This window comes from Xanthomonas sp. F14 (assembly GCF_014199865.1).
This window is the reverse complement of record NZ_JACHOM010000003.1, coordinates 510,119-522,537: the sequence shown is the minus strand read 5'-3', so window position 1 is coordinate 522,537 and position 12,419 is coordinate 510,119. Positions and strand designations below refer to the sequence as shown.

10 protein-coding genes and 1 pseudogene are annotated in these 12,419 nt (G+C 67.8%); 4 read left to right on the top strand and 7 right to left on the bottom strand.

Features of this window, described 5'->3' with window-relative positions; translation table 11 throughout:
- Positions 1-71 precede the first annotated feature (71 nt).
- On the top strand, positions 72-965 hold the full coding sequence (locus tag GGR73_RS13590; protein ID WP_054592426.1) for a cobalamin biosynthesis protein: 894 nt from the start codon (positions 72-74) through the stop codon (positions 963-965).
- A 41-nt stretch (positions 966-1,006) separates the two neighbouring features.
- Here GGR73_RS13590 and GGR73_RS13585 read toward each other — a convergent pair whose 3' ends face one another.
- From GGR73_RS13585 to GGR73_RS13570, 4 genes are all read right to left on the bottom strand, one after another.
- Positions 1,007-1,417, bottom strand: a complete 411-nt coding sequence (locus GGR73_RS13585) for a DUF2752 domain-containing protein (RefSeq protein WP_126965257.1) — start codon at positions 1,415-1,417, stop codon at positions 1,007-1,009.
- The gene (locus tag GGR73_RS13580; RefSeq protein WP_016902410.1) at positions 1,417-1,761 is read right to left on the bottom strand and encodes a CD225/dispanin family protein; all 345 of its coding nucleotides are present in this window, start codon (positions 1,759-1,761) and stop codon (positions 1,417-1,419) included. The genes GGR73_RS13585 and GGR73_RS13580 overlap by 1 nt, the downstream gene beginning before the upstream one ends.
- Before the next feature lie 241 nt (positions 1,762-2,002).
- Entirely contained in the window at positions 2,003-3,925 is a 1,923-nt protein-coding gene (locus GGR73_RS13575) for an MFS transporter (protein WP_184457364.1), read from the bottom strand.
- 67 nt (positions 3,926-3,992) lie between these two features.
- Complete coding sequence (locus GGR73_RS13570; RefSeq protein WP_179464489.1) at positions 3,993-4,895, bottom strand: LysR family transcriptional regulator; 903 nt, start codon at positions 4,893-4,895, stop codon at positions 3,993-3,995.
- A gap of 97 nt (positions 4,896-4,992) precedes the next feature.
- Between GGR73_RS13570 and GGR73_RS13565 the strand changes: the two genes are divergently transcribed.
- Positions 4,993-6,183, top strand: a complete 1,191-nt coding sequence (locus GGR73_RS13565; protein WP_184457362.1) for an MFS transporter — start codon at positions 4,993-4,995, stop codon at positions 6,181-6,183.
- Between the two features lie 131 nt (positions 6,184-6,314).
- Here GGR73_RS13565 and yccS read toward each other — a convergent pair whose 3' ends face one another.
- From yccS to purH, 3 genes are all read right to left on the bottom strand, one after another.
- Positions 6,315-8,528 (bottom strand): YccS family putative transporter, encoded by a 2,214-nt coding sequence (gene yccS, locus GGR73_RS13560; protein WP_184457360.1) that lies wholly within the window; start codon positions 8,526-8,528, stop codon positions 6,315-6,317.
- A 116-nt stretch (positions 8,529-8,644) separates the two neighbouring features.
- Positions 8,645-9,940, bottom strand: a complete 1,296-nt coding sequence (gene purD, locus GGR73_RS13555; RefSeq protein ID WP_104609247.1) for a phosphoribosylamine--glycine ligase — start codon at positions 9,938-9,940, stop codon at positions 8,645-8,647.
- Between the two features lie 120 nt (positions 9,941-10,060).
- A complete protein-coding gene (purH, locus tag GGR73_RS13550; RefSeq protein WP_016904525.1) occupies positions 10,061-11,644 on the bottom strand; it encodes a bifunctional phosphoribosylaminoimidazolecarboxamide formyltransferase/IMP cyclohydrolase in 1,584 nt (527 codons plus the stop codon).
- A gap of 74 nt (positions 11,645-11,718) precedes the next feature.
- On the opposite strand from purH, the pseudogene GGR73_RS20325 reads away from it, so the two are divergent.
- Both GGR73_RS20325 and GGR73_RS13540 read left to right on the top strand, forming a co-directional pair.
- Positions 11,719-11,847: pseudogene (locus GGR73_RS20325) on the top strand (CDP-alcohol phosphatidyltransferase family protein); the annotation flags it as partial.
- Positions 11,848-11,966: 119 nt separating this feature from the next.
- Positions 11,967-12,281 (top strand): hypothetical protein, encoded by a 315-nt coding sequence (locus tag GGR73_RS13540; protein WP_184457356.1) that lies wholly within the window; start codon positions 11,967-11,969, stop codon positions 12,279-12,281.
- Positions 12,282-12,419 lie beyond the last annotated feature (138 nt).

The following is a 12,419-nucleotide window of genomic DNA, read 5'->3' as shown; positions in this document are numbered from 1 at the left end:
GGGCGCTGCAGCGCAGGCGGATCGGGTGCGCCTGCATCGGCTCGGCTAGACTCGGCTGAGGAGGCCCACCCATGTTCACCACCCTGGTTGCTGTCGTCGTCGCACTTGCGCTGGGCCACCTGGCGCCCGCCCAGGTGGCGCGGCTGCGGCGTTTCGAATGGTTCGGCCAGTGGCTGCGCCGGCTGGACAGCCATGCCGCCGGGCGCGGTGCGTGGCAGGGGCGCTATGGCGTGGTGCTGGCGCTGTTGCCGGCCTTGCTGGTGGTGGTGCTGCTGCAATGGCTGCTGGACGATGTCTGGCGCGGGTTCTGGGCCTTGCTGTTCGGCGTGGCGGTGCTGGCCTGGACCTGGGGGCCGCGCGATCTGGACCGCGATGTGGAAGCGGTGATCGATGCCGACGAACCGGGCGCGCGCCGCGATGCGATCGCACAGCTGCAGGCCGCCGGCGGCAGCGTGCACGAGGATGCGCCGTCGCTGGTGGAAGCGGTGGTGGTCAATGGATTGCGGCGCTGGTTCGCGGTGCTGTGGTGGTTTTTGCTGCTGGGGCCGTTCGGCGCGGTGCTGTATCGGCTGACGGCGCTGGCGGTGGAAAGCCCGCTCTCGGTGCTGCTGCCGCCGCGCAACCTGGCCGGCGCGCGCTGGCTGCTGGCCGCGCTGGAATGGCCGGTGGCGCAGTTGATCACCGTGTCGATGGCGCTGGTGGGCAATTTCGACACGGTGTTCCGTGCCTGGCGGCAGGCGCATGGCAACCGCTGGTCGCTGGAGCCGCATTTTCTCGGTGCGGTGGCGCGTGCCAGCGTGAGTGCCGAACTGCGCGAAGAAGCGCACGACTACACCGATTCGGGGCTGGTGCCGGTGTGGCGCCGCCTGCCGGAAGTGCGCGATGCGATGAGTCTGGTCTGGCGCGTGCTGCTGCTGTGGATGGTGGTGCTGGCGTTGCTGGTGATCGCCGGCTGGGTGCGGTAGGCGCGCAGCCTGATTTCAATCGAGCGGCTGTTCGCGACCTGCTAACCCGGTGCCAGCAAGGTAAACGGGTACCAAGGCAAATTCCTGGCAACCCAATACATCGGCAATGCCCACAACCAGAACTTCGGTTCGGACATCACTGCCACCACCGGTGCGAACCAGCGCGCGCGCCAGCCGGCTTTCCAGGCAATCAGGCCGGGCAGGGTGAACAGGCCGAGCACGGCGGCCGGGTTCATGGCGAAGGCGCCGGGGAGATCGAAGTGCACCAGCGCATATAGCGCGCGGGTCATGCCGCAACCGGGGCAGTAGCAGCCGGTCACGGCACGGAACACGCAGGGCGGGAACGGGCTGTTGCTCGCGTTCGGATCGAAGCGATACAGCAGCGACACGCCGAAGGCGGCCACGCTGGTGGCCGCCCCGAGTCCAAGCCAGTGGCGTGGACGCAGTTCCATTACTGCATGTGCTGCAACTGCTGCATGTAGTCCATGTAGCCCTGCATGCCGCCGGTGGCGACCATGCCGATGTTGATCAGCAGGCCAATGACGGCCAGCACGCTGGTCACGATGCACCAGGTCTTGGCGGTGTTGGAGGCACGCCGTGCGCCGTCGATGTCGCCCTGGTTGAGCAGGCCGTTGACCTTGCTGGAGAACACGATCGCCACGATGCCGGTGATCAGGGCCGGGCAGCACAGGCAGAAGCCGAGTACGGTGGAGACGATCGCCCAGATCAGGTGATTGGGAATCGGGCCCGGTGCGGCGCTGGGCGAGGGATGGATTGGCGGTGGGATGGCACTCATGGTGAAGCTCCTTGGGTGGTAAACAACAGCGAGATGTTGCAGCGCGTGGGGAAGGCAGCGATGGGCCGCGCAGGCAGCGTCCACCGATCACGGCGAACGCGTCTGACACGGTGATGTGGCGTACGACGACTTCCCCCGGTCCTTCTTGTCGCGCCCGCTAGGCGAGCGCGGCGGCAATGCGTGCAATGGCGCACAGGCTACTCGCGGCACGCGGCGGACGCAAAGCCCGCGCTGGCCGCAGTCACGGTTGATCCTGGCGCAGTGCACGGACCTGCTGTTCGAGCAGCGCGGCGGTCGCCGCGTCGCCGGGAACCGCTGGGCCGGCGGCCACTTCGATATGCGCGCGGATCCGGCGCGGCACGCGCATGCGGCCCAGGCGGGTGTCGCGGCGGCTCCACATGCTCGACCACATGCCACGCAGCGCCATCGGAACTACCGTCACCTGGCGGCGTTGCAGGATCTTTTCCACGCCCGACTTGAACGGTGCGATCTCGCCATCCCGGGTCAATGCGCCTTCGGGGAAGATGCACACCAGCTCGCCGTCGGCCAGCGCCGCATCGATACGGTCGAAGGCCTGCTGCATCAGCGCGGGATCTTCGCGCGCGCCGGCGATCGGGATCGCCTTGGCGGTGCGGAAGATCCAGCGCATCACCGGAATGCGGAAGATCTTGTAGTACATGACAAAGCGTACCGGGCGCGGGATCACTGCCGACAGGATCAGCGCGTCCATGTAGCTGACGTGGTTGCAGACCAGCAACGCGGCGCCTTCGTCGGGCACGTGGTGGTCGATGTCGCGCGTGCGCAGCCGGTACAGCACGCTCACCAGCACCCAGCTGAGAAAGCGCATCAGGAACTCGGGCACCAGGGTGAAGATCCACAGCGCCACCAGCGTATTGGCCAGCGCCAGGGCCAGGAACACCTGCGGAATGCTCAGGCCCGGCAGCGGGATGCGCACGCCAAACAGCACCAGCTGCGGTAGCTGCAGCGCGATGCCGATGATGGCGGCGGTGACGATGAACAACGAATTCTGGATGTTGAGCCCGGCGATCACGCGCGAGAGTTCGGCCTTGGGCGTGCGGCTCTGGATCAGCGCAAACAACGGCACCACGAACAAGCCGGTGAACAGGCCGATGCCGACCAGGTCCACAATCAGGCGCACGCTGCCGGCCTGCTGCACGAACTGGCCGATCGACAGATCGCTGACGGGCGCGCCACCGGGACGCGCGAAGTACAGGTCCAGCAAAAATGCGCTGATGCCGAACGCGCCCAGCGGCACCAGGCCGATTTCCACGGTGCGTCCGGACAGCCGCTCGCACAGCAGCGAGCCGACACCGGTGCCGATCGAAAACAGCGCCAGCGCGAACACGTACAGATCCTGCTGCCCGCCAAGATTGACCTGCGCGTAGGTGGGCAACTGCGCGGTCAGCACGGTGCCGACGAACCAGAACCACGACACCCCGAGCACGGCGTTGCGCACCGCCGGCGTGCGCCGGGTCAGGCGCATGATGGCGCGCGATTCGGGGATGGGGTTCCAGTTGATCTTCAGCTCGGGCGCGCCGGCATCGACCCTGGGCACCAGCCGCGCGACCAGGTTGCCGGTGACGGCAATCGCGATCACCGCGGTGGCCGCGGCGACCGGCCCATGGCTGCCGGCGATCTGGAAGATCAGCCCGCCGAAGATCATGCCGCACAGGATCGAGATCGAGGTGCCCATCTCGACCAGGCCATTGCCGCCGGTGAGTTCCTCCGGTTTCAGCACCGAGGGCAGGATCGAATATTTCACCGGCCCGAACAGCGTGGACTGCAGGCCTGTGCAGAACAGCGCAACCAGCAGGATCACCATGTTTTCGGTGACAAACCCCACCGCCGCTAGCGACATGATCGCAATCTCCATCGTGGTGGTGATCACGATGAGTTTCTGCTTCTCCAGCTTCTCGGCGATCTGCCCGGCCAGCGCGGAGAACAGGAAGTACGGCAGGATGAACAGTGCCGGCGCCAGATTGGTGTAGAGCGTGCGCTGCGCCGCATCGATGCCCAGGTAGAACAACAGGCCGATGATGGCCTGCCGATAGACGTTGTCGTTGAACGCGCCCAACGCCTGCACGGCGAAGAACGGCAAGAAGCGGCGCTGCCTGAGCAGGGCGAACTGACTGTGACCGGACATGCAGTTTCCTTTGCGAACGCGCGCAGCCTAGCAGGCTTCCACGGCGCGCTGGTGCATGCCGATGGGCTCAGCGCGGCGCGCGTGCCGATGACGCACGTCGCGCGGCCTGGGCGCGCAGCAACGCCATGAAGGCCCGTGCGGCCGGGGTGGGATCGGGCCGCCACACCGCATAGGTCAGAAAGCCGAAGCGCTCCCTCAGCGCGACCGTCACCACCCCGCGCATGGCCGTGGCCATGGTCTGCGGCACGATGCCCACGCCCAGGTCGGCGGCGACCAGTTCGCGCATCAGATCGGCATGGGTGACCTCGTATTGCTGGCGCTGCCGCAGGCCGGCCTGCGCGAAGGCCGCATCGACGATGCCGCGCACGCCGGCGCCGGCGATCAGCCCGGCCATCGGTTCGTCGTCCAGCTCGGCCAGCGCCACCCGCTTGCGCGTGGCGAAGCGATGGCTGGGCGCCACGATCAAGGCCAGGGCTTCCTCGTGCAGCAGCAGCCGCTGTTCCGGCACCGCGACCTGCGGGCCGACGCCGACCAGGGCCACATCCAGCCGGCCTTCGCCCAGGTCGTGCAGCAGGGCCTCGCTCATGGCGGTGCGCAGGTGCACGTCCACCCGCGCATGCGCGCTGCGAAAGGCGCGCAGCAGCGTCGGCAGCTGCACGGTGGTGAGCGAGGAGATCTGCCCCAGCGTGAGCCGGCCGCGCACCGTGCCCAGGGCCTGGGCCATTTCCTCGTGCAGGCGTTCGGCCGCGCGCAAGGTGGCGCGGGCGTTGTGCAGAAACACCTCGCCGGCCGCGGTGGGCCGCACCTGGCGGGTGCCGCGCTCGAACAGGCGCGCACCGAGGGATTCCTCGATCTTGGCGACCTGGTGGCTGAGCGCCGATTGCACGGTGTTGCACCGGCGTGCGGCGGCGGTAAAGCCGCCTTCCTCGGCCACGGCCACGGCGAACTCCAGCTGGCGCAGGGTCAACATGCGATCTCCAAACGCGATGGAAACGGTGAAAACAATACATTGGAAAGATGCCGCATCGCTGCCCACACTGCGCCCATTCCTACAGCAGGCACCTGCCATGACCGTCGAAACGATTGCCCACCCGCCATTGCCGCGCCGACTGGTGCTGCTGATGGCCGCCGCCACCGGGCTGGCGGTGGCAAGCAACTACTACGCCCAGCCCTTGCTGGAGACGCTGGCGCAGGCGTTCGGGATCCAGGTGCGCAGTGCCGGGGCGGTGGTAACCGCCGCGCAGCTGGCCTACGCGGCGGGGCTGCTGTTGCTGGTGCCGCTGGGCGACCGGCTGGAGCGGCGCGGGTTGATCGTCGGCCTGTTCGTGCTCAGTGCGCTGGGGCTGCTGGTGAGCGCCGCCTCGCATAGCTTCGGCATGTTGCTGGCCGGCACGATCGTCACCGGTGCCAGCTCGGTGGCGGCGCAGATCCTGGTGCCGTTTGCCGCGACCCTGGCCGCCCCGCACGAGCGCGGGCGGGTGATCGGCACGGTGATGAGCGGCCTGTTGCTGGGCATCCTGCTGGCGCGCACCGCGGCCGGGGTGCTGGCCGGCGTTGGCGGCTGGCATACGGTGTACTGGATCGCCTCCGGCCTGCTGCTGGTCACCGCCTGGCTGCTGTGGCGCGGGCTGCCGCGGCATCCGGGCAATGCGCAGCTGTCGTATCCGCAGCTGGTGGGTTCGGTGCTGACGCTGCTGCGCGACGATGCGGTGTTGCGCTCGCGTGCGGTGCTGGGCGGGCTGATCTTTGCCGGCTTCAGCATGTTCTGGACCACGCTGGCGTTCCTGTTGTCCGGGCCTGCGTATGGCTATGGCACGGCGGTGATCGGGCTGTTCGGCCTGATCGGTGCGGCCGGCGCGCTGGCGGCCAACCGTTCCGGTCACTGGTCCGATCACGGCCATGGCGACCGCGTCAGTTGGGGCGGGCTGGTGATGCTGCTGCTGTCGTGGGTGTTGTTGGCGTTTGCGCCGCAGTCAATCGCGCTGCTGATCGTCGGCGTGCTGCTGCTGGATATCGCGGTGCAAGGGGTGCACATCGCCAACCAGAGTGTGATCTACCAGCGCAATCCGAACGCGCGCAATCGCATCACCTCGGCCTACATCACCTGCTACTTCATCGGCGGTGCGGTGGGTTCCACGCTGGGCACGGCGGCGTATGCGCAGGCCGGCTGGAACGGTGTGGTGATCGGTGGGGCGGTGCTGGCGGTGGCGGCACTGGGCTGGGTAGGACTGAGCGTGGCGCGCAAGCACTGGAAGTAGGTGCGGCTGCCGGAACGGCGCCGCGGCCACCGGATCAAGTGGCCCGCGCGCGCATCGCGATGCGTCGGCATCGCCGCTCACATCGATGCGGCAGTGGCTGCGTGGCGCGCACGCGCACCACCGACGACGCACTAGGCCTTGCTGGTCGCCAGGCGTGGTGCGCCTTCCGCCGGCGCGGTGGTGACCGCCAGGGCAGCGGCACGCAGTTTGGGCAGCAGCCGCAGGGTCAGTGCCAGCTGGTCGCGCACCAGGCGCTGCTTGGGTGGCAGTTGCACGGCATGCTGCTCCAGCGCTTCGGCAGTGGCAATTTCCTGGCTTTCGTCGTGCGCCGGCAGCGGCTGGCGTTCGCGCAAGGCGGTGGCGATTTCGCCCAGCGCGCGCTGCAGGTAGTCGCCGGCCTGCGCGATGGCGGGATCGTGTTCGCCATCGAGTGCGGCGCGATGCGCGCCGAGCGCAGACAGATAGCCGAGCAAGGTGTTGGACAGCGCCAGGAAGCGGAAACCCGCATCCAGGTTGCGCCGATAGCGGCCCGGTTCGCGCAGCATGTTGGACAGCGCCACCGACAACGCGGCATCGGCGTTGTGCATGTCGCGGCGCGCGATGCGGTAGGGCAGGTCGTCGCGCATGCCGCTGGCGTATTGCTCCAGCACCTGGGCCAGATAGCGCGCGCAGCTGGCCAGCACCGTGGCCATCACCTGGTTGAGGCGGCGGCCCTGCCAGTCCGGCAGGATCAGGAACGAGGCGGCCGCGGCGATCGCGCAACCGATCAGCGTGTCGATCAGGCGTGGCCAGATCAGCACGAAACCATCGCCAAGCAGGTTGAAGCAGAACAGCGCCATCACGGTGATGCCGGCGGTGGCCAGCATGTAGCGATCGGTGCGGGTGATGAAGAAGATCAGCGCGGCGGCCAGCGCCAGCAGCAGCTGCACTTCGGTGCCGGGGAACAGCTGCATCAGTGCCCAGGTGGCGACCAAGCCGATCAGGGTGCCGGCGATGCGCTGCACCAGCCGCAGGCGGGTGGCGCCGTAATTGGGCCGGCACACGAAAGCGGTGGTGAGCAGGATCCAGTAGCCGTTGTCGGCATGGATGGACTGCATGATGGCGTAGCCGACCACCAGCGCGATGGCCATGCGCAGGCCGTGGCGGAACAGCACCGAGCCGGGCGTGAGTTGCTGCATCAGACGCGCGGCCATTTCGCGCAGGGTGTGCGGCGAGGAGTCGCGCAGGCGGGTGTCGAGGTTGTCGCTGGTGGAATCGGATTGCGCCGCTTCCGACAGCTTGCGTTCGATGCTCTGCAGGTTGGTCACCAGCAATTCCAGCGCGCCGAGCAGACGCGCCAGTGCGGGGTCGGCACGCGCGTGCAGGTAGTCCAGCGATTGCCGCAGGTCTTCGGTGGCCAGGCGGCTGTTGTCGCCGTAGTCGAACGGATGGCGCAGGCGGATTGCCTCGCCCAACGCGGCGCAGGCCTTGCCCTGCAGCGCGAGCAGGCGCTGGCAGCGGTACAGCACGTCGCTGTGGAAGAACGCGTCGGTCAGCGCTTCGTAGGGATAGTGCGAGGAGCTGGCGCGCTCGTGGAATTCCTGCGCCATGTAGTACAACCGAAAATACAGGCCCGATTGCACGCCCGGCCGCCCCGAGCGGCCGAAGCGGCTCATGATCGCGGTCTTGGCGGCATTGAGCGCGCCGACCACCTTGGCGTTCTGTTCGGCCAGCGCGAGCCGACGTGCGTGCAGGTCGCTCTGCCGCACCGGTTCGAACAGGTCGGCCTTGAGCTTGAGATACCGGCCCAGCTCGAAGAACAGCCGCGACAGCCGCTCGCGCACCGGGCGATTGGCGAACAGCAGGGTCCACAGGATCGACAGCACGCCGTACCAGGTGGCGCCGATCAGCAGCAACATCGCGCCATGCCAGGCGATCGACGGATCGTGGCTGCCGTGCTGGTCCATGCCGATCATGGCGTAGATCGACAAGGCCACGGTGGCCTGCGCGATCGAGGCGTAGCGCTCGCCCAGCGCGCCGAGCAGGGTCAACGAGAAGGTCGCCACCGCCATGCCGGTCACGAACGCCAGCGGATACGGAAACAGCATCACCACCGACGCGGCAGCAGCGGCAAAACATAGCAGCGACAGCAGCACCGACTTGATGCGGCCCAGCCAGTTGTCGTCGGTCTCGGCGATGGCGCTGGCGATCGCGCCCAGAAACAGCGCCGGCACCGCGGTGAGCTGCTGCCAGTGCCAGCACACGCCCATTGCCACCGCCAGCGCGATGAACACACGCAGGCCATAGCTAGCCTTTTCATGGGCCCACAGGCGGCTCAGGCGGGTTTCGAAGGAGGAAGTGGCCACAGTCTCTGCAAGGCAAGGTGCCCGGGCATTATTGCCGCAGGCACGCGCCATCGGGGTGGAGGGCGGCTAGTTCTTTGTCAGTAGCCGCGTTGTCGCAAGTGCCTTAGGCAGGCCGCTCAGGCCTGTGCGCCCTGCTCGCGGGCGATCGCACGCCAGCCGATGTCGCTGCGCTGGAAGGCGCTGGCCCAGTGGATCGGCTGCAGGCCGGCATAGGCATTGCGCTGCGCCTCCAGCACGCTGTCGCCCAATGCGGCAACGCAGAGCACGCGGCCACCGGCACTGACCACCTCACCGTTTGCATTCAACGCGGTGCCGGCATGGAAGACCTTGGCGGTGGCCGGCACCGCGTCCAGCCCGCTGATGACCTCGCCGGTGATCGGGGCTTCGGGATACGGCCTGGCGGCGATGACCACGCCCAGCGATGGGCGCGGGTCCCACTGCGCCTGCGCGGTGTCGAGCTTGCCGTCGATGGCGGCGTCCAGCAGATCCACCAGGTCCGACTGCAGGCGCAGCATCACCGGCTGGGTTTCCGGGTCGCCGAAGCGCACGTTGAACTCGATCACCTTGGGCGCGCCATGCGCATCGATCATCAGCCCGGCGTACAGGAAGCCGGTGAACGGCACGCCGTCGGCGATCATGCCTTGCACGGTCGGCTCGACCACCTCGCGCATGACGCGTGCATGCACCTCGGGCGTGACCACCGGGGCCGGCGAGTACGCGCCCATGCCGCCGGTATTGGGGCCGATGTCGCCATCGCCGACACGCTTGTGGTCCTGGCTGGTGGCCATCGGCAAGGCGTGGGTGCCGTCGACCATCGAGATGAAGCTGGCTTCTTCGCCATCGAGGAATTCCTCGATCACCACGCGCGCGCCGGCATCGCCGAACGCATTGCCCGAGAGCATGTCGCGCACCGCGTCTTCGGCCTCGCTCAGCGTCATCGCCACGATCACGCCCTTGCCGGCGGCCAGGCCGTCGGCCTTGACCACGATCGGCGCGCCTTTCTCACGCACGTAGGCCAGCGCGGCGTCCACCTCGGTGTGCACCGCGTAGTACGCGGTGGGGATGCCATGGCGCGCGAGAAAATCTTTCGCGAAGGCCTTGCTGCCCTCCAGCTGCGCGGCCTTGGCGGTGGGCCCGAAGATGCGCAGGCCCAGCGCGTGGAAACGGTCGACCACGCCCAGCACCAGCGGCACTTCCGGGCCGACCACCGTGAGCGCCACAGCTTCGCGCTGCGCCAGCGCGAGCAGGCCGTCCAGGTCGTCGACCTTGATCGCGACATTGCGGCACTTGGCTTCGGTCGCAGTGCCGGCATTGCCGGGTGCCACCAGCACCTCGCTCACGCGCGCGGACTGCGCGATCTTCCAGGCCAGGGCGTGTTCACGGCCGCCGGAGCCGATGACGAGGATTTTCATGTAAGTGCCGAGATTGGGGAGTCGTGATTGGGGATTGGTTGAAGCAAGGCAGAGACCGGAAGCAGGAGAGACCAGAGCGACGTTGCCACTCCCGAATCCCCACTCCCGAATCCCGGCACGTCAGTGCCTGAAATGCCGCACGCCGGTGAACACCATCGCGATGCCGTGTTCGTCGGCGGCGGCGATCACTTCGCCATCGCGCATCGAGCCGCCGGGCTGGATCACCGCCTTGATGCCGGCCGCAGCGGCGGCATCGATGCCGTCGCGGAACGGGAAGAACGCATCCGAAGCCATCACCGAGCCGGCTACCGTGAGCTTGGCTTCCTCGGCCTTGAGCGCGGCGATCTTGGCGCTGACCACGCGGCTCATCTGCCCGGCGCCGACACCGATGGTGCGGTGGTCCTTGGCGTAGACAATCGCGTTGGACTTGACGTACTTGGCCACGCGCCAAGCGAACAGCAGGTCGCCCAGTTCGGCCTCGCTGGGCGCGCGCTGGGTGACCACACTCAACTCGCCCAGCGACATGCCGCGGTTGTCGGACGACTGCATCAGCAGGCCCGAGCCGATCCGCTTGGTGTCGTAGTTGTTGAGGCCGTTGCCGTGCGGGATCTTGAGCACGCGCACGTTGGCTTTCTTGGTCGCGTAGTCGAGTGCGCCCGGCTCATAGTCCGGCGCGATCAGCACCTCGACGAACTGGCGATCCAGGATGGCCTTGGCGGTCGCCGCGTCGAGGGTCTTGTTGAAGGCCAGGATGCCGCCGAAGGCGCTGGTCGGGTCGGTCGCATAGGCCAGCTCGTAGGCATCGCCGCAGGCCGCGCCCACCGCCACACCGCAGGGGTTGGCGTGCTTGACGATCACGCAGGCCGGCGCATCGAACTGGCGCACGCATTCCCACGCCGCGTCGGCATCGGCCAGGTTGTTGTAGCTCAGTTCCTTGCCCTGCAATTGCTGGAAGGTGGCCAGCGTGCCCGGCACCGGGTACAGGTCGCGGTAGAACGCGCCGGCCTGGTGCGGGTTCTCGCCGTAGCGCAGGTCCATCACCTTGACGAAGTTGGAATTGATCTGCGCCGGGAACGGGCTGCGCGTGGGCACGTTTTCGGTGCTGTCGGCCACCGCCGACAGATAGTTGCTGATCGCCGCGTCGTACTGCGCCACGCGGTTGAACGCGGCCACCGACAGCGCAAAGCGCCTGGCCGCCGACAGCTGGCCGTCGTTGGCATCGAGTTCGGCCAGCAGCTCGGCGTACTGCGCCGGGTCGGTGGCCACCGCCACGCGGGCGAAGTTCTTCGCCGCCGAGCGCAGCATCGCCGGGCCGCCGATATCGATGTTTTCCACCGCATCGGCCAGGGTGCAGTCGGCCTTGGCGGTCACCGACTCGAACGGATACAGGTTCAGTACCAGCAGGTCGATCGGCACGATGCCGTGTTCGGCCATCACCGCTTCGTCGATGCCGGCGCGGCCGAGCAGGCCGCCGTGCACCAGCGGGTGCAGGGTCTTGACGCGGCCGTCCATCATCTCCGGGAAACCGGTCAGCTCGGCGACGTCGGTGACCGGCAGGCCCGCCTCGCGGATCGCCTTGGCGGTGCCGCCGGTGGACAGCAGCGCGACGTTGCGCGCTGCCAGCGCGCGGGCCAGATCGATCAGGCCGGTCTTGTCGGAAACGGAGAGCAGGGCCCGGCGCACGGGCAGGAGATCAGAGGCCATCGGTGGGGGATATCAAAGCGGAGCAGCCCATATTGTAGGCCGCGCCGGCGCTTGAATGGACCCGAGCGCCCGCAATGGCGTCGATCCATGCGCCGAAAAGGCGCTGCCAGGCGCTGCTGCGGCCGATGGCGGGCGCGCTGTCGCGCGGCGGCATCAGCGCCGACCGGGCGTTCGCAGCAGCGGTGGCGTTGCTGGTGGCCGCCGCGGCATGCGCTGTGGCCGGGCATGCACGTGTGCCACCGCGACGGGATTCGATGATTGCGCAAAACTCTTCTTGGTTCCGGTCGTGCACTGACGAACACAATCCGGAGCCGGTCGCAGATTGATCAAAAAGACCTGTCTTCGGGCGTGGAATGCATGCCTGTTCTTCGGTAATGCGCACCTGTCTTCTGCTACGGCGACAGTTGCCAGCGACGGGCTGATCGACGATCTGTGCTCGCTGATCGATTCACTCAACCGGTTCACCAGCAACGACGCTTTCGGCGAGGCGTCCCGTCGCTACTTGCTGCAACGGCTGTCGCGCAGGAGCCAGCCTTGCCATCACTCCCCGCTGCGTCTTGCCGTCACGGCCGTCCATGACCCTGCGATTCAAGCAAGACACCGCAGCGCGCGTGCGCCTTGTGGCGTTCGTCGATGACCAACCGTCGCAGTGCCGGTACTGCCCTTGCCAATGGGCCGATCCGTCTCGCCCTCACGGCGGGACGCTCCGCACCCGTTCGTCGGCCAGGGCATGCATGCCGGTTTGCGCAGCTGCTCGGAACATTCCTATGAGATC